Raw genomic sequence first — 23,968 nt, forward strand, 5'->3', positions numbered from 1 at the left:
ACCCGACCCGCGTCGGTTCACCCCTTCCGGGGGAACCGGGTTCACCCGGAACGTGGCGACACTGGCGATGAGCTGGGCGGACGCGTCGCGGATCCCACCGAATCAACCGCCGACGCCGCTCGGTGTCATGGGACGACACGGTCGGGAGCGGGGGCTGGAGGTACGAGTGGGACGGGTCGGGACAGTTGTCGCGGTGGCCGGCACTCTCGGCGTGGCGGCGGTCCGGGCCGCGCGTACCGCCGTCCTTCGGCGGCGGGCCCGGCCCGCCCGGCGCGCCCCGGGCTGGCAGGTGGTGACGATCGACCGGCCACCGGAGCAGGTGCTGCCCGCCGCGGTCTGGCCGGAGCCGCTGCGCCGCCTCGACGGTGCCGTCGAGGTCGCGGTGCGGCGGGCGCCGGGCGGCCGGGGCACCGAACTGGCGGCTCGGCCACGGCCGCACGCGGCCTGGCCCGGGCTCGCCGCGCACCTGGTGGGCGACGATCCCGGCCTGCTGGTACGGCGGACGCTGTGGCAGGTCAAGCAGCTCGCCGAGACCGGTGAGGTGCTGCGTGCCGACCGTGTGCCGGGCGAGCGCGGGCCCGTGGTGCCGGTCGGCACCTTCCCACCGCCGACGGACGGGCGGTCACCGTGAGAGCGCTGTGCTGGACCGCCGACGGCGGGTTGGCCGTAGGCCAGGTCCCCGATCCGGAGCTGCGCAACGACCACGACGTGATCGTCCGGGTGCGGCGCAGCGCCACCTGCGGCGCCGACCTGCCGCTGCTCACCGGTCAGGCGCCGGGTCTGGCCGCCGGCGACGTGCTCGGCCACGAGTTCCTCGGCGACGTGGTCGAGGTGGGTGCCGCGGTACGCCGGCACCGGATCGGCGACCGGGTGGTGGTCTGCGCGTCGGTGGCCTGTGGTGCCTGCTGGTACTGCCGGCAGGGGCTGCCGTCGTGCTGCGACAACGGCAGCACCGATCCGAGCACGAGCGAGGCGGAGTGGGGTCATCCGGTGGCGGGCTGTTTCGGCCAGCCCCGCGCCGCGGGTGGCTTCGCCGGCGGCCACGCCGAGTACGTACGGGTGCCCTACGCCGATGTCGGAGCGTTCCCGGTGCCGGAGTCCGTCGGTGACGACCGGGCCCTGTTCGCCTCGGACGCCGCACCGGCCGGCTGGTTGGGCGCCGAGGCGGGCGAGGTGCGGCCCGGTGACGTGGTGGCGGTGTGGGGAGCGGGCGCGGTCGGTCAGCTCGCCGCCCGGGCGGCCTGGCTGCTGGGCGCCGAACGGGTGGTCGTCGTGGACCGGCACCCCGCGCGGCTGCTGATGGCGCGGCAGCACGTCGGCGCCGAGACCATCGACCGGCGGAACGCCGACGTCGCGGCACAGCTGCGGGATCTCAGCGGTGGTCGCGGGCCGGACGTGTGCGTCGAGGCGGTCGGCGGTCCCGCCGGGGAACACCGGTCGCTCGCCGACCGGTTCACCGGCCGCGCCCGGCTGCCGGAGGCGGTCCGGGAGGCGGTGTACGCCTGCCGCAAGGGTGGCCGCGTCTTCGTGCTCAACGGCGGTGTCCGTCATGTCGACGCGTTCCCGGCCGGCGCCGTGGTGCACAAGGGGCTGGCCGTGCGCGGCGGACGCCAGCACGGCCAGCGACACATCCCGATGCTGCTGGACCGGATGGCCCGCGACGAGCTGCGTACCGAGTACCTGGCCACGCACCATTTCCCGCTGGACCGGGCCGCCGAGGGATACGCCCTGTTCCGGGACCGGCCGCAGGAGTGCGTGCGCGCGGTGTTCACCCCGCACTGACCGACGACGGGCGGACCGGCGGCGACGATGGCATGATCGCGGGATGGCTGCCCAACGGTCGTACGACGTGGTGCTGTTCGGGGCGACCGGGTTCACCGGCGGGCTCACCGCACGCTACCTGGCCCGGCACGCGCCGCCCGGGTTGCGCTGGGCGATCGCCGGGCGCAATCCCGACAAGCTGGCCACGGTCCGGGACCAGCTGGCCGCGATCGATCCGTCGCTGGCCGGGTTGCCGCTGCTCACCGCCGACGTCACCGACCCCGCCTCGCTGCGCGCCGTGGCCACCGACGCCCGGGTGGTGGCCAGCACCGTCGGCCCGTACGTCCAGCACGGTGAACCGCTGGTGGCCGCCTGCGCCGCCGCCGGCACCGACTACCTCGACATCACCGGCGAGCCGGAGTTCGTCGATCGGACGTACCTGCGCCACCACGCCGAGGCGGTACGCACCGGCGCTCGGCTGGTGCACGCCTGCGGCTTCGACTCGATCCCGCACGACCTCGGTGTCTGGTTCACCGTCAAACAGCTTCCCGCCGACGCCGCGATAACCGTGGACGGGTACGTACGTGCGGGCGGGCGGTTCTCCGCGGGTACGTACCACTCGGCGCTGACCGCCTTCTCCCGTACCGCCGAGGCGTCGCGGGCGGCCCGCGAACGCCGCGCCGCCGAGCCTCGCCCCACCGACCGCCGGGTCCGGGCCGTGCCGGGCCGGCTGGCCCGCTCGCGGGACCTGCCGGTCTGGGCGGTGCCGCTGCCGACGATCGACCCGCAGGTGGTCCGCCGCTCGGCGGCGGCCCGCCCCGAGTACGGTCCGGACTTCCGCTACCGGCACTTCGCCGCGGTGCGGCGGCTGCCGACGGTGCTGGCCGCCGGCGCGGGGCTCGGTGCCGTGGTCGGGCTGGTGAAGCTGCCGCCGACCCGACGCTGGCTGCTCGGTCGGCTCGCCTCCGGGCAGGGACCGAGCGCCGAGCAGCGGGCGAAGTCGTGGTTCAGAGTGCGGTTCGTCGGCGTCGGCGGCGGTCGCCGCGTGGTGACGGAGGTGGCCGGCGGCGACCCCGGCTACGACGAGACCGCGAAGATGCTCGCCGAGTCGGCGCTCTGCCTGGCCTGCGACGACCTGCCGGCCACCGCCGGTCAGGTCACACCGGTCACCGCGATGGGCGACGCGCTGCTGCACCGACTCACCGCCGCCGGCATCACCTTCCGGACGTTGGAGGAAGGAACGGCGCCTTCCTGACCTCTGCCGGCCTCTGCCGGGCCCCGCGAGCCGGTCGGGCTTGACCCTCGACCAGGTCGAGGGGGCAGGATCGGGCCGTGGACAGTGACCTGCGCAGCATCGGAGAGCTGGCCCGGGCCAGTGGGCTGACGGTGAGCGCGCTGCGGTTCTACGACGCCGCCGGGGTGCTGATCCCGGTCCGGGTCGATCCGGTCACCGGGTACCGCTGGTACGCCGACGACCAGGTGGCACCGGCCCAGCTGGTGGCCGGGCTGCGTCGGATCGGCCTGCCGGTCGCCGAGATCGCCCGGGCGGTACGCGCGGAACCTCCGGTGGTGCACCGCCTGATCGAGTCGCACCTCGGGCGGCTGGCGGACGGGCTGGCCGAGGCGCGTGCCGAGGCCGCCCGGATCCGTCGCCTGCTCACCGCCGACCATGCCCCGCAGGTCACCCGGCTCGTCCTGGCCGGGCAGGAACTGTCCGCCGCCGTGGACGCCGTGCGGTTCGCGGTCGGCACCGACCCGGCGCTGCCGGGACTGGCCGGTGTGCTGCTCGACGTGACCGACGAGGGTGTCCGGCTGGTGGCGACCGACCGGCACCGGATGGCGGTGGCGACGGCCGGTGCGACGGTACGCGGTCCGGCGGTGCGGGCGCTGCTGCCGGTGGCCGCCGTCGACCGGTTGCGCCGGCTGTCCGGCGAGGCGGCCACCGGCGAGGTGCGGCTGACGCTGGTCGGCCGGCAGGTCGTCGCCGACGTCGCCAGGCGTCGGTTGCGGGTGACGACCCTGCCGTACGACTTCCCCGACTACCACGCCCTGTTGCCGGGAACGACGGGCGCGCCGGCCCGCCGGGTGCCGGTCGACGCGCCGTGGCTGGTCGCCGCACTGCGCTCCGGCACCCCCACGGTGACCCGTGAACACGCGGGCGGCCCGCTGCCGGTGACCGTGCTGGGGCTGGGTGGCCGGGACCCGCTACGCCTGCTCGGCCCGGACGAACTGGCCGACAGCGGTGCCGGTCGGGCCGAGGTGGAGCTGCGGGTCGGCGTCAACGGGGAGTACCTGCTCGACGCGTTGCGCGCGGCGGGTGGCCCGCGCCTGGTGCTGGAACTGGACGGCCCGGTCACCCCGCTGGCCATCCGCCGCCCCGACGATCCGGCCGCCTTCTCCGTCCTGATGCCGATCCGGCTCTGACCGCCGGATCCGGGGAAGCGGGTGCGGGAGGCGGGGCGATTCGGGCGCGACGGTAGCATCTGGAGGTCCACCCGAGCCCGGACGGAGGCGTACGGAGCAGCATGCTCGACATGGAGTTGATCCGGAAGGATCGCGACGCGGTGGCGGCCGCGCTGGCGAAGCGGCTGGACGCCGCCGAGGTCGACCGGGTGCTGGCGGAGATCCAGCAGCTCGACCGGGAGCGCCGCCGGCTGATCACGGAGATCGACGGGGAACGCCAGCGCCGCAAGGCCGAGGCCCGGGCGTACGCGCAGGCGAAACGGGCCGGTGTCGAGCCGCAGGTCACCTCGGAGGCCGGTCGGAAGCAGGTCGCCGAACTCGAGGCGGAACTCGACGAGGTGCAGGCGCGGCTGCACACCACCATGAGCGAGCTGCCCAACCTGCCGGCCGAGGACGTGGTGCCCGGCGGCAAGGAGGCCAACCGGGTGGTGAAGACCTTCGGTGCGCCACCGGCCATCGAGAAGGTCCGCGACCATGTCGAGTTGAGCCGGATGCTGGGTCTGGTCGACCACGAACGCGGCGTCAAGCTCGGCGGCTCCGGCTTCTGGATGTACACCGGCCTGGGTGCCCGGTTGGAGTGGGCGCTGGTCAACTGGCTGATCGAGCGGAACATCGAGGCCGGGTACGAGTTCCTCCTGCCGCCGCACCTGCTGCTGGACAGCGCCGGTTTCGCCGCCGGCCAGTTCCCCAAGTTCTACGACGACGTGTACCACCTGGACAAGCAGTCCGCGCCGCGCGGACAGTTCCTGCTGCCGACGGCGGAGACGGCGATCCTCGGTGCGTACCAGGACGAGATCCTGGAGACCGCGAAGCTGCCGCTGAAGGTGTTCGCGTACACCCCGTGCTACCGGCGCGAGGCGGCCGGCTCGCACTCCGACGAGCGGGGCACCGTGCGGGGCCACCAGTTCAACAAGGTGGAGATCTTCCAGTTCACCCTGCCCGAGCAGGCCGACGCGGCGCTGGAGCAGATGGTCAGCCATGCGGAGAGCCTGGTCGAAGGGCTGGGTCTGCACTACCAGCGCAGCCTGCTCGCGGCCGGCGATTCCAGCGCCTCGATGCGTAAGACGCTGGACATCGAGGTGTGGATGCCCAGCACCGGGAAGTACAAGGAGGTCTCGTCGGTCTCCTGGGGCGGTGACTACCAGGCCCGCCGGGCGGCGATCCGCTACCGCGAGCCGGGGGGCAAGCAGACCCGCTTCGTGCACACCCTCAACGGCTCGGCCCTGGCCACCAGCCGCCTCCTCCCGGCCATCCTGGAACAGTTCCAGCAGCCCGACGGCTCGGTCCTGGTTCCCGAAGTCCTCCGCCCCCGCCTCAACACCGACCACCTGACCCCCCGCTGACCCCACCCCCACCCCACCCACTCACCCACCCACCCACTCGTATTGATCATGACGTTAGCGGCAGTCCTGGAGATCAACAGCGCCGCTAACGTCATGATCAACAGGGCGGTGGGTGGGGTGGGGCGGGTCAGGGGGTGGCTAGGGCGGTTACTCGGCGGGTGAGGTCTTCGCCGTCGAGCCAGCCCTGGTGGATGATCCGGCCGTCGCGGTCGATGATGACGAAGGTGCTCTGCTCGACCACCTCGAAGCGGCGCCAGATCGCTCCCGCACGGTCCTCGATCTGCGGCATCGGGCCCAGTTCGAACTCGGTGACGAAGTCGGTCATCGCCTTGCGTTCGCCGAGCCCCGCGACACCGATGATCGGCACGGTCTCCCGGAAACCGGGCTCGATCTCGGCGATCGTCCACGCCTGGCTGGCGCAGGTGGCACACCAGGGTGCCCAGAACCAGAGCACCACCGGTCGGCCGGCCAGGGTGGCGGCGTCGAAGGCCGCGCCATCCAGGGTGGTGCCGGTGAACCGCAGGGTGTCCGGCACCGGGACGGTCGGCCCGGCCGACGGGGACGCGGTGTCGACGGCGGTGGACGGCGGGCCACCGGCCGGCGGGGCCGCCTCGGCGCCCGGACCGGCACCACATCCGGCGGTGGCCAGCACGGCGGCGAGCAGGGCGGCGGTGACCGCCCCGGTGAACCGTCCCGTCGGTGGCAGCGACCCCATCCGCGTCTCCTTCGATCCACTCACCCGTCAGCCGGCAGCGGAGCCGCCGCGGTCGGTGCGCTCAGGCATCGGTCAGCCGCAGTGCCAGCGCCGGGCAGACCTTCACCGCCTTCACCGCACCCTCCCGCAACCAGGTCGGTACGGGGGTGGGCGGGAACGCGGGGTACCCGTTCTGGTCGAGCCGGATGAAGTCCGGCACCACGTGGGCGCAGAGGCCGTGCCCGTCACACCGGGACCAGTCCAGGACCAGCTTCTGCGGGTCGGGATCGGGGGCGCCGGGCAGGCCCATCATGCCCTTGACCCGCCGACCGCAGCCCTCGCCGGTGGTGTGCTTCTTCAGGTCGTCGGCGAAGACCTCCATCGCCGAGAGCGCGAACCGGGACGTACCGTCGGGGTGGCTGCACGCGCCACGGCCCTTGACGTCGCCGGCGGCGGCCCGGACGACCTCCACCGGCGCGCTGCCGGAAACCGCCAGGTCGACGGCGCGGGCCAGGTCGGGCAGCCCCCGCTTGCACGGGCCGCACTGCCCGGCGGACTCCCCGGCCAGGTAACGCACCACCTGCGCCGCCTCGCCCAGTGGGCAGGTGTCGTCGGCGAGCGGGACGATGATGCCGGCGCCGAGCGTGCCACCGACCGCGGCGAGGCCCTTGCGGGAGACCTCGGCCCGCTCGGCCGCCTCCCTGGTGATCCACTTGCCGTGGTAGCCGCCCATGAGGATGCCGGGGCCGTCCGGCACCTCGCACAGTTCGAGGATCTCGGCCAACGGGGTGCCGGCCGCGCACTCCACCACCGCGTGCCGGTTCGCCGCGCCGGTGACGCTGAGCAGCACCGTGCCGGGTTCGTCGTCGGTGCCGAGCGCCGCGTACTCGTACGGGCCGAGTCGGGCGGCGACCGCCACCTGGGCGTACGTCTCGGCGTTCGACAGCAGGGTCGGCAGCCCGCCGACGCCGGAGTCGCTGGCCCGCTTCTTGGTGCCGGGCGGGATGTGCGGCAGCCCGTTGATCCCGTTCACCAGCGCGCCGCCCTCACCGCTGATGAACCGGTGCGGCACCGTCACGACGCTCGTCGGCACCGGCATCCGGCGCTCGTCCAGAGCCTCCATCAGGGACTCCCGGCCGACCATGTCGTCGGCCACACAGAGCACGATCTCCTCGGCGTCCAGCGCGAACGCGGCGAGCGCGGCACCGTCGAGGATCAGGTGCGGCGCCCGGGTGAGCAGGACCTTGTCCTTCCAGCTGGCCGGCTCGCCCTCGGTCGCGTTGACCACCACCACGGGCGGCAGATCCTGGCGTTCACAGGACTCCAGCACCGCCCGCAGCTTGCGCGCGAACGGGAAGCCGGCCCCGCCCTTGCCCTTGAGCTGGATGCCCTCGGCCAGCCGCAGCAGGTTGGACGGCTCCATCGGGCTGATCGGGCCGTGCACCATCTCGTGAGCGCGCAGGTCGAGCCGGCCGAACTCGGCGAACCCCGCGGTGAGCCGGGGCTCACCGACGGCGGCCACCGGGGGAACGGTGGTCCGCGTCGTCACTTGGCCTCGCCCCGCAGCCCGGCCCAGTAGGCGCCGTCCACCGAGTCCGGATCCGCCCGCCGGCGGCGCCGACTCTCCGCCGAGGAGGCTCGGCGGGCCCGCCGGGAGGCGAGGTCGACCAGGGTCGGGGTGTCGTCGTCGGCCACGTCGTCCGGGGCGTACCGGGCCGGCGGACGCCAGTAGTCGGTCTCCGCCTCCGGCAGGTCGTCCTCGGCGCTGTGCCGCCCTCCGCCGCTGCGCGGCTCGGCGGAGATCGGCGAGCCGGAGATGGGTGCACCGGAGATCGGGCCGGCCGAGATCGGGTTGCTCGACTCCCACCGCCGAGGGCTGTCCCACGGCTCCTCCGGCTCATCGACCATGCGCTGCGGCGGGGCCGAGTACCGGCTGTCGGGCCGGGACCGGCGGGAACGGCCGTACTCCTCCTCGTCGTCGGGGTCGCGGCGGCGGCGCACCGGCTCCTCGTACTCGTAGTCCACCAGGTCCTCGTCGCGGCGGGCCGCACGACGGCCCACCGGCTCGCGCTCCACCTCGCGCCGCGACCGGCGGCCGGTCGGTTCCTCGTCGCGCCGGGACCGGCGGACCACCGGCTCCAGGTCCTCCTCCACCCGCGCCGCTCGCCGCCCGGTGGTCTCCAGATCCTCGTCACGGCGGGCGGAACGCCGGCCGATCGGCTCGGCATCGCGGCGCCGACGTGCCACCGGTTCCAGCACCTCGGTCTCGCGGCGCACGACCCGCTCCAGTTCCTCCTCCTCGCGGCGCGAGGCGCGCCGGACGACCGGCTCGAACTCCTCGTCGCGACGGTCCCGGCCGGACCGGACCGGCTCCCGCAACGTGCCCGGCTCGGGGACCACCGGCACGGTGAACCGTTCCGGGTCGTTGCGCCGGATGGTGGGGCTGGCCCAGGTGCCGGAGGTGCTGTCGGCCCAGCTGGTGTCGCGACGGACCCGCTTCTCCCGGCCGTCGTCGGCTTCCTCGCGCCGGCCGGTCAGGGTGCCCAGCAGGGACTTGCCCCGGGTCTCCTCGGTGGACTTGGCCCCGCTCATGACCTCGTTCAGCACCGCGGCCTGCTGCTGCTCGCGGCTGCGCCGTTGCAGGGTGACCGAAAGGCGGACCATCAGGGCGATCACCACCAGCAGTACGCAGGCGAAGTAGCTCAGGCCCACCCAGGTGGCCGGCGGACGGCCGGCGAGCAGGCCGTGGAAGATGGCGAACGGCCAGGACACGTACGCCATCGAGTGCAGGGCACGCCACACCCACTTCGGGCCGACATCGGCGAACCGGGCCCGGATGATGCCGGTCCAGAGCACACCCACCATGAGCAGCGCGGCGATGGTGCCCAGTCCGACATAGAGGCCCCGGCCACCGACGAACGGCACCGCGGCGTCGGTCATCCCCGCCCGGCCGCTGGCGATCTTCGTGATGACGTGGAAGGCCAGCCCGGCCACGCCGAGGATGCCGGTCGCCCGGTGCGCGGACTGCAACAGCACCCGGTGCCGGATGAGCAGCACCAGCCGGTCGGTGGCGAGCAGCCCCATCATCACCGTGAGGCTCAGCGCGACAAGCGCGATCACGCCGGCGAAGAACTCGGTGAAGAAGAAGCCCATCGCGTACATCTTCTGGCCCGCGCCGGTGAGCATCGTCAACGCCCACAGCGCGGCGAGCCCGGACGCGGAGAGCGCCATGATCTGGCCGCGGGACCGGACGCGGATCCCTCGACTGCTGCTGCTGGTACGTACGGCAGCTGCCTTCTCGTTCTGCGTAGCCCGGACCATCTGCTCCTCGATCGTCTCGCGGCGGCGCACCGCCGGCCGACCTGTTCCCCACTCCAGTACGCAGCGCGGCTCCGGTCGGATCAGTGTCGTAAGAAAAAATCTGGTCGAGTTGTCGAACCGCCCCGCCGCCCGGCGCGTATAACGGCCCCGCCGCCCACCGTCCACACCAGTGCATTGACAGGCGTTGAAATCGGCTTGTAACCTTTCTGAAATTTTCAGTCCCGGTTGCAAGGTCCGGGCAACCCGCACCACCTCCCCCGTCCCCCGGCACCCCTGGAGCACCCGATGCATCGACGTCGACTCCGCCCGGCGATCGCCGCCCTCGCCCTGATCGCCGGCCTCCTCGCCCCCGGCGTGGTGACCGCGCCCCCGGCCGTCGCCGCCCCGAGCGGCGGCAAGAAGGTCATCGCCAACCTCTTCGAGTGGAACTGGCCCTCCGTCGCCAGCGAGTGCGCCAGCACCCTCGGCCCGAAGGGCTACGGCTTCGTCCAGGTCTCACCACCCCAGGAGCACGTACGCGGCAACCAGTGGTGGGTGGCCTACCAGCCGGTCAGCTACCGGATCGAATCCCGCAAGGGCACCCGCGCGCAGTTCAAGTCCATGGTCGACACCTGCCACGCGGCCGGCGTGAAGGTGATCGTCGACGCGGTCGTCAACCACATGTCTGGCCAGGCAGGCGGCGGCACCGGCTGGGCCGGCTCGACCTACCAGCACCACGTCTACCCCGGCATCTACCAGTCGCAGGACTTCCACTACTGCGGGCGCAACGGCAACAACGACATCGTCAACTACACCGACCGCTACGAGGTGCAGAACTGCGAGCTGGTCAACCTCTCCGACCTGAAGACGGAGTCCGACTACGTCCGCTCCCGGCTGGCCGCGTACCTCAACGACCTGCTGTCGCTCGGCGTGGACGGATTCCGGCTGGACGCCAGCAAGCACATGCCGGCGGCCGACATCGCCAACATCCGTAGCCGGCTCAACCGGTCGGCGTACATCGTGCAGGAGGTCATCTACGGCGCGGGCGAGCCGATCACGCCGAACGAGTACACCGGCAACGGTGACGTGCACGAGTTCCGCTACGGCAAGGACCTGGCCCGGGTGTTCCGCTCCGAGCGGCTGGCGTACCTGCGCAACTTCGGCGAGGGCTGGGGACACCTGCCCAGCGGCGTCTCCTCGGTCTTCGTGGACAACCACGACACCCAGCGCGACGACGGCGGCGTGCTCACCTACCGCGACCGGGGCATCTACGCCCTCGCGAACGCCTTCATGCTGGCCTGGCCGTACGGCTCCCCGACGGTGATGTCGAGCTACACCTTCAGCAGCCGCGACGCCGGCCCGCCCTCGGACGGCAACAACAAGACGCTCAACACGGTCTGCTACTCCGGCTGGGAGTGCGAGCACCGCTGGCCGGTCATCGCGAACATGGTCGGCTTCCGCAACGCCACCGAGGGCGCCGGGGTCAGCAACTGGTACGACAACGGCAACAACCACATCGCCTTCAGCCGCACCGGCCGGGGCTACCTCACCATCAACGACGAGGGCTCCGCGATCAACGGCCGCTCCTACTACACCGGACTGCCCGCCGGCCGCTACTGCGACATCATCCACGGCACCTTCACCAACGGCACCTGCTCCGGCCCGGTGATCACCGTCGACGCCAACGGCTGGTTCGCCGCCAACATCCCCGCCCACGACGCCATAGCCCTCCACCTCAACGCCCGCCTCCCCTAACCAGCACCCCTTCCCCACCCCTTCCCCGCCGCCGCCCTCCCCGCCGCGACCCGCCGCGACCGCCGCGACCCGCCGCGTTGATCAAGAAGTTTCGGTCGCCCCGCCCGCGGACCCAGACGCAAACTTCTTGATCAACACGCCCGCAGCGGCGGGTGGGGGTGGTGGCGGGGTTGGGGTTTTGGGGTTGTTTGGGGGTTTCGGAGGGTAGGGTGGGAGGGTGGGAGTTTTGGGGGTTTTGGGGTCGCGGGGGCGGCGGGGGGTCGCTGTCGGGTTGGGCGTGGCGGTGCTGATGGGTGGGGCCGCGTACACGGGGTGGGCGCTGACGCCGACGCCCGGGGCGGCGCCGGTCGCTGGGCCCACCGGAGACGCGGTGGTGCCGACCGCGGAGGTGCCGCCCTCGGCCGACGCCGAGCGGGTGCTGCCCGCCGCACCGGCGCCGGACGGACTGCCGGAGATCGACTACGACCCGGCCCCAGCCGGTTTCCCCGACGACCCGGACGCCCTGGACACCGCACCGCTGACCCGGGGCCTGCACCCGACCCGCAGGATCGCCGCGTACGACGCGCCCGGTGGGCGGCCGCTGGCGTTTCTGATGCCGACGATCAGCGAGGTGGAACTCACCGTGCCGATCGCCCGCCGCGAGTCCGGCTGGACAGCGGTGCTGCTGCCCTCGGCCAACCGCAAACTGGCCTGGCTACCACCCGGCGGCTTCCGTACCGTCGCGCTGCGCGACCAGATCGTGGTGGAACGGACCCCGTTCCGGCTGACCTGGTACCGCGACGGCACCGCGCAACGATCCTGGCCGGTGAGCCTCGGCCAACGCGGCCAGGAAACCCCGCTCGGCCGGACCTTCGTGCTGGGCCGCACCCCACCACCGGAGTCGGTCTACGGCGGCGTGGACATCTACGCTCTCGGCTCGATCCCCGACGACCTGGATTCGGTGCCGGCCGGGCTGCGCGGCGCGCACATCGGCATCCACACCTGGTACCACGACGGGGAGCTGGGCCAGCAGACCACGAACGGCTGCATCCGGTTGACCGCCAGCGGCCAGCGCCTGCTACTGGAGAAGGTGCGTCCGGGCACGCCGGTGGTGGTCGTCGACGAACTGCCCGCCCCACCCTCCACCGCCTGAGCCGACCTGCTCGGCGCTCCGGCGAGGTCCACGAGCACCGCCGCGCCAGAGTCAGTGACCGGCAACCGACGTCCGGTCGTGCGGTCGCAGCGGTTGGCGCGGCAACCCGCCGGTTGACGGGACCAACCGTCGCCAGAGGAACTCCAGTGACAAGGCCTCGATGAACGCGCGCTGCTCGTTGTTGGCCGCCGCGCCGTGCCCGCCCTCGACGTTCTCGTAGTAGGCCACGTCGTGACCGTGCTCGCGCAGCCGGGCGGTCATCTTTCGGGCGTGTCCGGGATGCACCCGGTCGTCGCGGGTGGAGGTGATGAACAGGACCGGTGGGTACCGCACCTCGCTTCGCACGTTGTGGTACGGCGAGTACTCCCGCAGGTAGGCCCAGTCTTCCGGAACGTCCGGGTCGCCGTACTCGGCGATCCATGATGCCCCGGCCAGCAGCCGGTGGTAGCGGCGCATGTCCAGCAGCGGAACGTGCGCGACGACGGCACCGAAGACGGTCGGGTAGCGGGTCAGCATCACGCCCATCAGCAGGCCACCGTTGCTGCCGCCCTCGATGCCCAACTGGTCCGGCGTGGTGATTCCCCGGGCCACCAGGTCGGTGGCGATCGCCGCGAAGTCCTCGTACGCTCGGGGCCGGTTCTCCCGCAGCGCGGCCCGGTGCCAGCGGGGGCCGTACTCCCCGCCGCCCCGGATGTTCGCCACCACGTAGCTGCCGCCGCGCGCCAGCCAGCCCCGGCCGGTGATCCCGCCGTAGCCGGGAGTCATCGACACCTCGAAGCCGCCGTACCCGTAGAGCAGCGTCGGCCTGGCCGCCGCCTCCGGATCGCCGACCACGAAGTAGGGCACCCGGGTGGCGTCGGCGGAGGTGGCGAAGAACTGGCGTACCGCCAAGCCGTCGGTGTCGAAGAACGCCGGTGCCCGCTTCAGCGTCTCGACGCTGCCACCGACCTGCCCGAGGCGCAGGGTGGCCGGTTGGAGGAAGCCCTCCGAGGCGACCAGATAGGCGTTGCCCGACTCGGGGTCGGTCTCGACAAGGCAGCCTTCCTCGTCCGGCGGCACTCCCGGCAGCGGTTCGCGCCGCCAGCCGTCCTCGCCGGGGGTGAGGATCTCCAGCCGACTGTGTACGTCGGTGAGCGTGGTCAGGATCAGGTGGTCACGGGTCCAGGCGAAGCCGCCGAGTGAGGTGTGCTCGTCGGGTCGGAACAAGACCGTCAGCTGCCGGCTGCCGGCAAGGAACGCGTCGAAGCGGATCGCCAGCAGGGCACCCGGCGGGTGGGTCGACTGACCCAGTGTCCACGGCGTGCGCGGCCAGACCAGCAGCCATTCCCGGTGTACGTCCCAGCCGGCGTCCTCGGGCACCGGGATCCGGACCCACTCCCCCGACCCGGTCAGCAGGTAGCTCTCCGCCCGGTAGAAGTCGAGGCTGCGACCCACGAAGTCCCGCTCGAAGCCGGGCGTCGGGTCATGCCAGCCGTGCGCGCCGACGTCCTCGGTGGCCGCCTGGTAGACCAGTTCGGCCTCGGCCAGTGGGGTGCCGCGCCGCCACCGCCGGATGGTGCGGGGATAGCCGGAGTCGGTCAACGAGCCCGGCCCGAGGTCGGTGCCGACGAAGATCTGGTCCGCGTCGATCCAGCACACGTCGGTCTTGGCCTCGTCGATGGTGAACCCACCGTCCACGAACGCCCGGTCGACCAGGTCGTACTCGCGCACCACCACCGCGTCCGCGCCGCCCCGCGACAGACTGACCAGGCAGCGCCGGTGCCGCGGTGGCAGCGTCCGCGCACCACCCCAGACCCAGTTCTCGCCCTCCCGCTCGGCAAGCGTGTCCAGGTCGAGCAGGACGTCCCAGTCCGGCTCGGCCCGGCGGTACTCATCGAGCGTCGCACGTCGCCACAGCCCGCGTGGATGGGCGGCGTCGCGCCAGAGGTCGTAGTAGTAGCCGTCGCCGCGCCAGGCCGGGTACGGGATGCGGTCGTCCGCGTCGAGCACCTGCCGGATCTCGGCCTTCCGGACCGCGAACGCCGGGCCGCCGGTCAACGCCGCGACGGTCTCGGCGTTGCGGGCCCGGACCCAGGTCGCGGCCTCCGGGCCGTCCAGGTCCTCCAACCAGAGGTACGGGTCATCACTGTCGTCGGTCGAGATCGCCACCCTCGAACTATCGCCGACGTACCTTTCGGCACCGGACTCGGCTGCTGTCGACATGGCGACTCCCATGGCAGGGTCGCCCGCTGCCACGCGCTGAGCTTCCCCGGCTAGGTATCAGAATCACCCGAACTTGATATCATCCTGGCGGCGAAACAACCTTGGGGGCGACATGTCCAGAACGATCCTTGACGTCGATGACGAACTCCTCGCGCAGGCTTCCAAGATCTTTGGCACGACCACGAAGAAGGCGACCGTCAACGCAGCGCTAAAGGCCGCGGTCGACCGGGAGAAGCGACGTGAGTTCGCCGACTGGCTCAAGAGCGGCGGCCTGCCGGATCTCACCGGACAGGCCGGTACCAGACCGGACGCGGCGTGAGTCGGGAACTGTATCTGCTCGACAAGTCCGCTCTGGCCCGCTGGCCCAAGCCGGTAGTCGCGCCAGTGCTCGACGAACTTTCCGAACGTGGCCTGCTGGCGGTGTGTGGCTCGGTCGAGATCGAGGTGATCCAGAGCGCCCGGACGGTCAAGGACGCGCAGCGTGCTCGCTGGTTACTTGGCGGCTTCCACTGGCTCCCCACCCCCGACGAGGTCTGGGACCGGGCCGTCGAGGTGCAGCTCCAGGCGCTGCACAAGGGTAATCATCGGGCACTTTCCATGGCGGACCTACTGATCGGCGCGACCGCCGAGCGGCACGGAGTCACCGTGCTGCACTATGACGGTGACTACGACATGATCACCGCCATCACCGGCCAGCCCACCACCTGGGTCGTGCCGCCCGGCACCGCAGACTGATCGACCCAGCCGCCCGCCGGAGGCAGCCACCCCCTCACGGCACCGGAAAATGGACGACGCAGCGGATCGGTGACGTCCGGCCCTGGCATGGGCACGGGCTGCCGGGGTATGACCGAGACATGAGGGCGAGTTTCCGGCTCGGCCGGATCGCGGGCGTACCGGTCGGGGTCAACTGGAGTGTCCTGGTCATCTTCGCGCTGATCTGGTGGGGGCTGTCGGCCAACCTGTTCCCCGAGTCGTACCCGGATCGGTCCGTGGTCGCGTACCTGCTGGCCGGGCTGACCGCCGCGGTGGTCTTCTTCCTCGGCCTGCTCGCCCATGAGGTGTCCCACGCGGTGGTGGCCAAGCGCAACGGCCTGGGCGTGCAGGGGATCACCCTGTGGCTCTTCGGCGGGGTCGCCGAGTTGCGCGGCGAGGCCCGCTCCCCCGGCGCGGAGCTGCGCATCTCCGGGATCGGACCGCTGGTCAGTCTGATCATCGGCATTTTCTTCGGTGCCATCGCGACGCTGCTCGCGCTGGCCGGGGTGCAGGGGTTGCTGCTGGGCGTGATGGCCTGGCTCGGCGGCATCAACCTGCTGCTGGCCGTGTTCAACATCCTGCCGGCGGCACCGTTGGACGGTGGGCGGCTGCTGCGGGCGGCGGTGTGGAAGGCCACCGGCGACCGGACCCGCGCCACCGTGGTGGCGGCCCGGGCCGGTTGGATTCTCGGTCTGGCACTCATCGGGTTCGGGCTGTGGCGGTTCCTCACCGGCACCGGCACCGGCGTCGGCGGGTTGTGGCTGGCGTTGATCGGCTGGTTCCTGATCGGCGCGGCCACCATGGAGGAGCGGCAGGCCAGAGTGGGCGACGCGCTGCGTGGCATCCGGGTCGCCGACGTGATGACCCCGCAGCCGCAGACCGCGTCGGGCGAGCTGACGGTGGCCGACTTCGTGGACAACTACCTCTTCGCGTACCGGCACACGGCGCTGCCGCTGATCGAGGACGGCCGGCCGGTCGGGCTGGTCACCCTCGACCGGGTACGCGGCGTGCCGTCCGGCGAGCGGGGCAGCACCACCCTGGCGGCGGTGGCGTGCCGCGCCGACGACCTGGTGCTCGCCTCTCCCGACGAGCCGCTCACCGACCTGCTGCCCCGGCTCAGCGAGTGTGCCGACGGCCGGGCGCTGGTGGTCACCGACGGCCGACTGGTCGGCATCGTCTCCCCCAGCGACATCAGCCGCGCCGTGCAGCGCAGCAGCATGCGCGACCAGCTCACCACCGGCCGCTGACCGCCGGCTGCCGGCTGCCGCTGTCTCAGTCGAGATGGTCGGCCGGGGCGGTCTGCAGCAGCCAGGCCAACGGCATGCGGGCCTGCTCGACGTACCGCCTGTCGCCGCCGAGTTCGTGCAACGTGACCGTCTGCGCCCCGTCCCGGTCCACCACCCAGTACCGGGGGATGCCGGCCCCGGCGTACTCGCGCACCTTTGTCACCGAGTCCATCGCCTCGGAGCCGGGCGACACGATCTCGATCACGAGCGCGACGTCAGCCACCGCCGACCACACGCCACGCCGGGGAGGTTTGCGCCAGACGCTGAGGTCCGGAATCCGGCCACCGTTGCCGTCCGGCCCGGGGATGCCTACACCGACCGCCTGGAGCACCTGTTCCGCAGGCCAGCCCGCCATGATCAGCCAGGCGAACAGACGGCTCGCGATCGTCGCGTGCTCCGAGTCGGGCGACGGCATGACCGACAGGACACCCTCGGGGCTGGTCTCGTAACGGTGACCGTTCGCGTCGGCGGCGTTCATCGCCGTCACGTCGTCGAGCGTCACGACGGCGGGCATGTGCATGCCGACAGCCTCAGCGCTCATGCGCCCACCCTAGTTCGATGTCCGGGCACGTCCACCGGGCCGCGCCGCGTCGGCCCTGGTCAGCGGGGAAACAGCTGGTCGAGTTCCTCGGTGCGGAACCTGCCCTCGGGGTCTAGGCGGGCCACCAGCGCGGCGAACTCGGTCCAGCGGGGATAGGTCTCGGCGATCGTCCCGGTCGGCATGGTGAAGACCTTGCCCCAGTGCGGCCGGGGCGCGAACGGGGCCAGCGCCCGCTCGACCTCGGCGACCACCGGCAGCACCGCCGCCGCGTCGGCGATCCAGGTGAAGTGCACCGCGAGGCTGTCGCGGCCGTACTGCGGGCTGAGCCACAGCTCGTCGGCGGCGATGGTGCGCAGCTCGCTGGTCTGCGCGACCGGGGCGATCAGGTGCGCCACCTGGTCCAGCGCGGCGAGCGCGTCGGCGGCCATCGCGCGGGGCAGGTGGTACTCGGACTGCAACTCGTCGCCGTTGCTCGGGGTGAAGCCGAGCCGGAAGTGCGGCAGCCGCTCGTGCCAGGGGCCGGGCACGCCGAGCTGCTCGGTGCAGTTGACCATCGGCATGCCGGGCACCGGGTGCCAGGGCCGGTCGGCCGCCGTGGTGCCGAGCCAGTCCGCCGGAGGTTCCGGCTGGTGCGCGAGCTGCTTGCACCAGACCTGGGTGCCGCGGGTGGAGCGCCAGTCGGTGAAGACACTGACGCTGTACGCCGAGGCGAGCGCCTCGTCCAGCGCCTCACGGGGCAGGTCGAGGCGGACGTACTGGCGTATCTCGAAGGTGGGCACCACGTCCAGGGTGAGCCGGGTGACGATGCCCAGCGCGCCGAGGGAGACCACCATGCCGGTGAAGTCGGGGTCGGTGCGGTCCACGGCGAGCAGGTCACCGGCGGCGGTGACCAGTTCCAGCCCGGCGACGGCGGTGGCCAGGTTGCCGACGGTCTCGCCGGAGCCGTGGGTGCCGGTGGCGACCGCGCCGGCCACCGAGATGTGCGGCAGCGAGGCGAGGTTGGCCAGCGCGTACCCCCGCTCGTGCAGCCAGGTGGCCAGGTCGCCGTAGCGCAGCGCGGCCGGCACGTGCACCACCCGCCGCTGTTCGTCCAGGTGCGGGGTGGCCGGCAGTCCGGCCAGCGTGACCAGGTCTCCGGTGGTGTCGCCGAGCCGGTTGAAGGAGTGTCCGCTGCCCACCGCCCGGAGTCGGTCGCTGCCGGCGACCAGTTCCCGCAGCTCGTCAACGGACGACGGCTGATGGAACGCGCGGGCCGCGTACTCGACGTTGCCGGCCCAGTTGCGGTGCGTCGACACTTACGACCCCCTCTGCCCGCCGGCGGTTACCGCCGGCTCCGTCGGGGAACCCTACGCCGATGAGCAGCTACCGTGATCCCGCCCCTCGTGGCGACGTTTACCCCTCCGAGGAGGAGATCGATCCGGCCGGCAACGGCGTGGAGCCCGCCACCGGTCCCGCCGGCACCCTCGACGGCGCCGCGGTCACCTGGTCCGACGCCGGACCGTGGGCGAGCCAGCCGGACCCGCAGCCCATCCCCACCCCGGAGCCGGTGCCGGAGCCGCCGCCCGCCCCCGGACCGCCGCCCCGGGTCGACGCCGGCGCCCGGTCGATCGTGACCCGGCACATGGACGGTTCGGTCCAGGTGGTCACCGACTTCGACGGCGACGGCGTGGCCGACCAAGTGCAGTTCGACCTCGACGGGGACGGGCTGCCGGACGTCACCTACCTCGACCGCGACCGGGACGGCCAGCTCGACACGGTGCTGCGCGAGGAGCACCGGGTCTGAGATCGGCTCCGATTGCGGCATGCCGGTGTCGCCGGGGCGGCTGATACCCCGGCTTGCCGCAATCGGAGCCGCCCCGTGCTGGCCGGCGTCAGAGCTGCCGCATCACCTCGGCCGCGACCAGGTCCAGGTGGTCCAGGTCGGTCAGGTCCAGGACCTGGAGGTAGAGGCGCTGGCTGCCGACCTCCGCGTACCGGCCGATGGTGTCGATGACCTCGGCGGGCGTGCCGGCGAGGCCGTTGGCGCGCAATTCGTCCGGTTCCCGGCCGATCGCGGCGGCCCGTCGCGCCACCTCGGCGTCGTCCTTGCCGCAGCAGAGCACCAACGCGTTGGACCAGGTCAGCTGCTCCGGGTCGCGGCCGATGTCGGCGCAGGCGGCGCGGACCCGCGCGAACTGTGCCACCGTCTCGTCGATCGAGACGAACGGCAGGTTGAACTCGTCGGCGTAGCGGGCGGCGAGCTGCGGCGTACGCTTCGCGCCCTTGCCACCGAGCAGGATCGGCGGGTGTGGGCGCTGCACCGGCTTGGGCAACGCGGGCGAGTCGACCACCTGGTAGTGGCGGCCGGTGAAGTCGAACGTCTCGCCCGACGGGGTACGCCACAGACCGGTGATCACCGCGAGCTGCTCGTCCAGCCGGTCGAACCGCTCCCCCAGCGGCGGGAACGGGATCCCGTACGCCTGGTGCTCGGCGTCGTACCAGCCGGTGCCGATGCCCAGCTCGACCCGCCCGCCGCTCATCTGGTCGACCTGCGCGACGGTGATGGCGAGCGGGCCGGGCAGCCGGAACGTCGCGGCGCTCATCAGCGTGCCGAGCCGGATGGACCGGGTGTCCCGGGCCAGCCCGGCCAGCGTCGTCCAGGCGTCGGTGGGGCCGGGCTCGCCGCTGACCGACCCCATCTTGAGGTAGTGGTCCGACCGGAAGAAGGCGCCGAAGCCGGTCTCCTCGGCGCGTCGGGCCACGGCGAGCAGGTCGTCGTAGCTGGCGCCCTGCTGAGGTTCGGTGAAGATCCGCAGTTCCATGGGTCGAGCATAGGTAAGCGGCAGGTGTGTCGCTTTGCCTCGTGCCATGGTGCGTCGACGGCCGGCGTCCGCCCCGCCTCGGACGCCGGCCGGTCGACGGTCAGGGGGTCGCGCGTCGGATGGTCAGGTAGCTGAGGCCGGCGAGCAGCACCGTGAGCAGCGCCGGCCAGCCGACCAGCAGCGTCCACCCGGGCTGGTCGGCGAACCAGCCGCCGATCGCCGACCACCAGCCCCGCCAGGTGGCGAGCACGACGAGCCCACCGATCCCGGCCAACGCGACGGTGCTCAGCATCAGCAGGCCGTTGACGCCCCACCGCTTGAAGACCAGCGCGATGGCGATGCCGATGAAGCCGAGCAGCAGGAACGGGATCGCGAAGCCGAGGAACCGCAGCACCGGGTTGTCCACCAGCAGGAAGGGAATGCCGAAGAAGGTCAGGTTGACGCCCCACCCGTCGGTGGCCTCCTCGATCACGGCCAGCAGGTAGAGCACCGCCCCGTAGCTGATCGCCTGCCCGAGGTAGTTGAGCACGTTGCCGAGGTAGAAGCTGCGGCGGGAGACGCCCAGCCCGATGGCGAACGGGAAGTCCTGGGTGATCGCGTTGACGCTGGCCACGAACATCACCACGTAGATGCTCATCAGCCCGCCGGTGGTCGGCTCGAAGTCGTCGGCCTCGTTCATCGCGCTGAACAGGGCCAGGTTGATGAGGAAGCTGAGCGCGAGGATCCCCCACGGCCAGCCGACCACGCTGCGCCAGCCGATGAACTGGAGCCGGGCCACGGTCAGGGCGCGGTTCATCGGACGGCCTCCTTGTCTGCCACGGCGGCGCCACCGGCCGCGTGCCCGTTTGTCGAGGTGGTCAGGCGTACGACGATGTCCTGCAACGAGGACGCTTCGAGGTCGAGGCCCAGCGACCGGGCGCGGTCGTGCGCGGCCAGGCCGAAGTCGCCGCGTACGGTGGCCCGGGCCGTGCCGCCGAGCGAGGCCCGGTGCAGTTCGGTGCCGGTACGGGTGAACTCGTCCACCGCGGCGACCGGACCGGAGACGGTGACCACCTGGCCGCGCAGCGCCTCCGCCTCGACGTCGAGCAGGAGCCGACCCCGGTCGATCAGCAGGACGTGCTCGATCAGGTCGCTGACCTCGTCGATGAGGTGGGTCGACAGCACGATGGTGCGGGGATGCTCGGTGTAGTCGGCCAGCAGGTGGTCGTAGAAGAGCTGCCGGGAGACGGCGTCCAGGCCCAGGTAGGGCTCGTCGAAGAAGGTCAGCGGAGCGCGCGAGGCGAGCCCGACGACGATGCCGAGCGCGGAGAGCATGCCCCGGGAGAGCTTGCGGACGTTGCGCCCGCGCGGCAACTGGAACACGTCGACAAGTCGCTGGGCGAGCGCCTCGTCCCAGCCCGGATGCACCAGGCGAGCCGCCCGCAGGACATGCGCGACCCGCAGGTGCGACGGGTAGGTCTGGCTCTCCTTGATGAAGGAGATCCGGGAGAGCACCTGTTCGTTCTCGTACGGGTGCTGCCCGAAGACGCTGACCTCTCCACTGCTGGCGAAGTTCTGCGCGGTGAGGATCTGCATCAGGGTGGTCTTGCCGGCACCGTTGCGCCCCAGCAGGCCGTGGATCCGATGCTCGGCGAGCGAGAAACTGACCCCGTCCAGGGCGGTGACTCCCTGGTACCGCTTGGTCAGCTCGGTGACGGTGACGACCGCGCTCATCGGCCATCCTCCCAGGTGTCGATCATGCTCTTGAGTTCGGCCGGTTCGATGCCGAGCTTGCGCGCTTCGGTCAGCAGCGGCCGAACGTACTGTCGGGCGAACTCGTCGCGGCGCCGGCCGCGGAGCTTCGCTCGGGCGCCGGGAGAGACGAACATGCCGATTCCTCGCTTCTTGTAGAGAGTTCCGTCGTCGACCAGCTTGTTGACCCCCTTGGCGGCGGTCGCGGGGTTGATCCGGTGGAAGGCGGCCAGCTCGTTCGTCGAAGGCACCTGGCTCTCCTCGGCGAGCGTCCCGTCCAGGATCGAGTTCTCCAGCAGCTCCGCGATCTGGAGGAAGATCGGCCGGCCGTCCTCCATCACGTCCACCATCCCCAGTCGCCACACTGGTTGGCTGGTTCATTACTCATGTAACTAACCATGCAACCTGAGCGGCGGTGCTGTCAAGGGATGGATGGCGGCGTTAACCTTCCGGCCCGACCGGCGCGTCTACCTGTCGGGAGGTACGCATGACCGACAGGTATCCGGCGCCACCGGAGGGCTTCGCCGATTTCGTGGCGGCCCGGTCCGCCGCGCTGCTGCGCTCCGCCTGGCTGCTCACCGGCGACGCCGGCCGCGCCGAGGATCTGCTCCAGACCGTGCTGGCCGGGGCGTGGCGACGCTGGTCGACCGTGGTCGCGGCCGAGCATCCTGAGGCGTACCTGCGGCGGGCACTGTTCACCACCTACGTCTCCTGGTGGCGACGACGGTGGCGGGCCGAGTTGCCGGCCGCCAGGCCGCCGGAGGACACCGGACCCGGTGACCTGGCCCGCGAGTCGGCCGACCGGGACGCGGTCCGCCGGGCGCTGGCCCGGCTCAGCCGCCAGCAGCGGGCGATCGTGGTGCTGCGCTACGTCGAGGACCTCTCCGTGGAGCGGACCGCCCAGGTGCTGGGCTGCTCGCCGAACACGGTGAAGGTGCAGTCGTCGCGTGCCCTGCGCAGCCTGCGTACCGATCCGGACCTGAGCCTGTTCACCAACCGGGAGGTCGTGCCGTGACCCGTGACGACGAGGACATCCGAGGGCTGCTCGCCGGGGCCGTACCGCCGCTTGCCGCACCGCGTAACCGGGTCGCCGAGGTCGGCGTGCGGGTACGCCGGCACCGTCGCCGAGTGGCCGGCGGCGCGGCGGCGGCGGTCGCGCTCACCGTCGGCCTGGGCGTCGGCCTGCCGAACCTGGTGGCCGGTCCGGACGGCGAGCGGGTCGCGCCGGTGACCACACCCAGCCCGCGTGGCGAGGCGTCCTGCCCGACAAGTCTCGGCGACCGCCCGGACCTCGCGTCCGTGCGCTACGGCGACGACGAGCCGCTGGTCCCCACCGGAGCGGTGGAGGTCATCAGATGCCAGGTGCCGGTCGGCAGCGGCCCCGACCCGGCGTACCGGCTCGGACCCCGCACCCTCACCACCGGAGTCGACGAGATCGTCCGACTGCTCAACTCCCAGCCACCGACCCAGCAGGACGGACAGGGTAGGCCGCTGCCGGACGGTCAGGAGCTGCGGTGCACGCGGAAGGCCACCACCGACGAGACGGTCCTGGTGTTGCGCTACCCGGACCGGGACCCGGTCACGGTCTGGACGGACTACAACTGCCGGGTGACGGTCACCGCCACCCACGGCCGGGGGACGGATATCCAGGTCGCCATAACATTCCTCGACCGGTACCGGGCGCAACTGGCGGCGACCACCGATCCCGCCTCCGTCACCAGCCCGGCCTGCCCGGCCACCTTCCCGGTCGAGCGCATGCGGAAGAACTCCGGGCACCACCCGCCGAACTGGATCAGGTTCAACAACACCGACCCGTACCGGTCCCTGCCGGACCCACTCGTCGAGTTCACCGCCTGCCGCTACGTCGCGCGGGGCGAGCTTGGGGAGTTGGCCGTACAGCAGCGGCGGCGCACGGACGCGGACCAGGTGCGAGCCCCGCTCAATGGCGCCTTCGACAGGTCCTCGAAGAGCAGCGACTGCGGCGACTGGCCGGACTACCAGGAACCCACCGTATTCGACACGCTCACCGTGGCCGATGTCACCGGAGAGACGGCCGAGTTCTGGATCCGGCACGAGCCGTGCCGCAGCGTCAACAACAACGAGCTCACCCCAGAACTGTTGGACGTCCTGACCGACCTGCTCGGCCAGCCGCCGTCGCGGTGAGCCGGTGCGACGCGGGTCGGACCTGACGGGGGTCGGCCCGCCG

23 protein-coding genes are annotated in these 23,968 nt (G+C 72.1%); 13 read left to right on the forward strand and 10 right to left on the reverse strand.

All coding sequences use genetic code 11. The annotated features are described in order from the left end of the window. Nucleotides 1-127: 127 nt before the first annotated feature. From O7605_RS02250 to serS, 5 genes are all read left to right on the forward strand, one after another. Nucleotides 128-631 (forward strand): hypothetical protein, encoded by a 504-nt coding sequence (locus O7605_RS02250; RefSeq protein WP_269737667.1) that lies wholly within the window; start codon nucleotides 128-130, stop codon nucleotides 629-631. After that, entirely contained in the window at nucleotides 628-1,782 is a 1,155-nt protein-coding gene (locus O7605_RS02255) for an alcohol dehydrogenase catalytic domain-containing protein (RefSeq protein WP_269737668.1), read from the forward strand. Before O7605_RS02250 ends, O7605_RS02255 begins: the two co-directional genes overlap by 4 nt. 43 nt (nucleotides 1,783-1,825) lie before the next feature. Next, nucleotides 1,826-3,016 carry a saccharopine dehydrogenase family protein gene (locus O7605_RS02260; protein ID WP_269737669.1) on the forward strand — a complete coding sequence of 397 codons (1,191 nt, stop codon included), beginning with the start codon at nucleotides 1,826-1,828 and terminating at the stop codon, nucleotides 3,014-3,016. A gap of 89 nt (nucleotides 3,017-3,105) precedes the next feature. After that, nucleotides 3,106-4,185, forward strand: a complete 1,080-nt coding sequence (locus tag O7605_RS02265) for a MerR family DNA-binding transcriptional regulator (RefSeq protein WP_443083892.1) — start codon at nucleotides 3,106-3,108, stop codon at nucleotides 4,183-4,185. A 101-nt stretch (nucleotides 4,186-4,286) separates the two neighbouring features. Then, the gene (gene serS, locus O7605_RS02270) at nucleotides 4,287-5,567 is read left to right on the forward strand and encodes a serine--tRNA ligase (RefSeq protein WP_269737671.1); all 1,281 of its coding nucleotides are present in this window, start codon (nucleotides 4,287-4,289) and stop codon (nucleotides 5,565-5,567) included. A gap of 127 nt (nucleotides 5,568-5,694) precedes the next feature. Here serS and O7605_RS02275 read toward each other — a convergent pair whose 3' ends face one another. The 3 genes from O7605_RS02275 to O7605_RS02285 form a co-directional block, all read right to left on the reverse strand. Then, a complete protein-coding gene (locus O7605_RS02275; RefSeq protein ID WP_269737672.1) occupies nucleotides 5,695-6,282 on the reverse strand; it encodes a TlpA family protein disulfide reductase in 588 nt (195 codons plus the stop codon). A 61-nt stretch (nucleotides 6,283-6,343) separates the two neighbouring features. Beyond that, the gene (locus tag O7605_RS02280) at nucleotides 6,344-7,810 is read right to left on the reverse strand and encodes an NADH-quinone oxidoreductase subunit NuoF family protein (RefSeq protein WP_269737673.1); all 1,467 of its coding nucleotides are present in this window, start codon (nucleotides 7,808-7,810) and stop codon (nucleotides 6,344-6,346) included. Further along, nucleotides 7,807-9,612, reverse strand: a complete 1,806-nt coding sequence (locus O7605_RS02285) for a ferric reductase-like transmembrane domain-containing protein (RefSeq protein WP_269737674.1) — start codon at nucleotides 9,610-9,612, stop codon at nucleotides 7,807-7,809. The genes O7605_RS02280 and O7605_RS02285 overlap by 4 nt, the downstream gene beginning before the upstream one ends. A 255-nt stretch (nucleotides 9,613-9,867) precedes the next feature. Between O7605_RS02285 and O7605_RS02290 the strand changes: the two genes are divergently transcribed. Together O7605_RS02290 and O7605_RS02295 are read left to right on the forward strand one after the other, a co-directional pair. Further along, nucleotides 9,868-11,316, forward strand: a complete 1,449-nt coding sequence (locus O7605_RS02290; protein ID WP_269737675.1) for an alpha-amylase — start codon at nucleotides 9,868-9,870, stop codon at nucleotides 11,314-11,316. Nucleotides 11,317-11,593: 277 nt separating this feature from the next. Further along, nucleotides 11,594-12,448 (forward strand): L,D-transpeptidase family protein, encoded by an 855-nt coding sequence (locus O7605_RS02295; RefSeq protein WP_269737676.1) that lies wholly within the window; start codon nucleotides 11,594-11,596, stop codon nucleotides 12,446-12,448. A 51-nt stretch (nucleotides 12,449-12,499) separates the two neighbouring features. On the opposite strand, the gene O7605_RS02300 is transcribed toward O7605_RS02295, so the two are convergent. Next, entirely contained in the window at nucleotides 12,500-14,596 is a 2,097-nt protein-coding gene (locus O7605_RS02300; protein ID WP_269737677.1) for a prolyl oligopeptidase family serine peptidase, read from the reverse strand. 166 nt (nucleotides 14,597-14,762) lie between these two features. Between O7605_RS02300 and O7605_RS02305 the strand changes: the two genes are divergently transcribed. From O7605_RS02305 to O7605_RS02315, 3 genes are all read left to right on the forward strand, one after another. Continuing rightward, on the forward strand, nucleotides 14,763-14,969 hold the full coding sequence (locus O7605_RS02305; protein WP_269737678.1) for a type II toxin-antitoxin system VapB family antitoxin: 207 nt from the start codon (nucleotides 14,763-14,765) through the stop codon (nucleotides 14,967-14,969). Beyond that, nucleotides 14,966-15,385, forward strand: a complete 420-nt coding sequence (locus tag O7605_RS02310) for a PIN domain nuclease (RefSeq protein ID WP_269737679.1) — start codon at nucleotides 14,966-14,968, stop codon at nucleotides 15,383-15,385. The genes O7605_RS02305 and O7605_RS02310 overlap by 4 nt, the downstream gene beginning before the upstream one ends. A 119-nt stretch (nucleotides 15,386-15,504) precedes the next feature. Continuing rightward, nucleotides 15,505-16,650 carry a site-2 protease family protein gene (locus O7605_RS02315; protein WP_269737680.1) on the forward strand — a complete coding sequence of 382 codons (1,146 nt, stop codon included), beginning with the start codon at nucleotides 15,505-15,507 and terminating at the stop codon, nucleotides 16,648-16,650. 25 nt (nucleotides 16,651-16,675) lie between these two features. On the opposite strand, the gene O7605_RS02320 is transcribed toward O7605_RS02315, so the two are convergent. After that, nucleotides 16,676-17,230 (reverse strand): Uma2 family endonuclease, encoded by a 555-nt coding sequence (locus O7605_RS02320; protein WP_269737681.1) that lies wholly within the window; start codon nucleotides 17,228-17,230, stop codon nucleotides 16,676-16,678. A gap of 59 nt (nucleotides 17,231-17,289) precedes the next feature. Next, on the reverse strand, nucleotides 17,290-18,525 hold the full coding sequence (locus tag O7605_RS02325; protein WP_269737682.1) for a D-arabinono-1,4-lactone oxidase: 1,236 nt from the start codon (nucleotides 18,523-18,525) through the stop codon (nucleotides 17,290-17,292). Nucleotides 18,526-18,584: 59 nt separating this feature from the next. Here O7605_RS02325 and O7605_RS02330 point away from each other — a divergent pair, with 59 nt between their 5' ends. After that, the gene (locus O7605_RS02330) at nucleotides 18,585-19,013 is read left to right on the forward strand and encodes a hypothetical protein (RefSeq protein WP_269737683.1); all 429 of its coding nucleotides are present in this window, start codon (nucleotides 18,585-18,587) and stop codon (nucleotides 19,011-19,013) included. Nucleotides 19,014-19,101: 88 nt separating this feature from the next. On the opposite strand, the gene O7605_RS02335 is transcribed toward O7605_RS02330, so the two are convergent. From O7605_RS02335 to O7605_RS02350, 4 genes are all read right to left on the reverse strand, one after another. After that, the gene (locus O7605_RS02335) at nucleotides 19,102-20,031 is read right to left on the reverse strand and encodes an LLM class F420-dependent oxidoreductase (RefSeq protein WP_269737684.1); all 930 of its coding nucleotides are present in this window, start codon (nucleotides 20,029-20,031) and stop codon (nucleotides 19,102-19,104) included. A gap of 100 nt (nucleotides 20,032-20,131) precedes the next feature. Further along, nucleotides 20,132-20,827: an ABC transporter permease gene (locus tag O7605_RS02340; protein ID WP_269737685.1), complete on the reverse strand. Its 696-nt coding sequence runs from the start codon at nucleotides 20,825-20,827 to the stop codon at nucleotides 20,132-20,134. Then, nucleotides 20,824-21,744, reverse strand: coding sequence for an ABC transporter ATP-binding protein (locus O7605_RS02345; RefSeq protein ID WP_269737686.1), 921 nt, complete (start codon nucleotides 21,742-21,744; stop codon nucleotides 20,824-20,826). Before O7605_RS02345 ends, O7605_RS02340 begins: the two co-directional genes overlap by 4 nt. Beyond that, nucleotides 21,741-22,100, reverse strand: a complete 360-nt coding sequence (locus O7605_RS02350; RefSeq protein WP_269737687.1) for a GntR family transcriptional regulator — start codon at nucleotides 22,098-22,100, stop codon at nucleotides 21,741-21,743. Before O7605_RS02350 ends, O7605_RS02345 begins: the two co-directional genes overlap by 4 nt. Before the next feature lie 149 nt (nucleotides 22,101-22,249). On the opposite strand from O7605_RS02350, the gene O7605_RS02355 reads away from it, so the two are divergent. Then, nucleotides 22,250-22,777: a SigE family RNA polymerase sigma factor gene (locus tag O7605_RS02355; protein WP_269737688.1), complete on the forward strand. Its 528-nt coding sequence runs from the start codon at nucleotides 22,250-22,252 to the stop codon at nucleotides 22,775-22,777. Beyond that, nucleotides 22,774-23,925, forward strand: a complete 1,152-nt coding sequence (locus tag O7605_RS02360; protein WP_269737689.1) for a hypothetical protein — start codon at nucleotides 22,774-22,776, stop codon at nucleotides 23,923-23,925. Before O7605_RS02355 ends, O7605_RS02360 begins: the two co-directional genes overlap by 4 nt. Nucleotides 23,926-23,968: the final 43 nt, after the last annotated feature.

Source organism: Verrucosispora sp. WMMA2121, from assembly GCF_027460185.1.
Classification (GTDB): Bacteria; Actinomycetota; Actinomycetes; order Mycobacteriales; family Micromonosporaceae; genus Micromonospora; species Micromonospora palythoicola.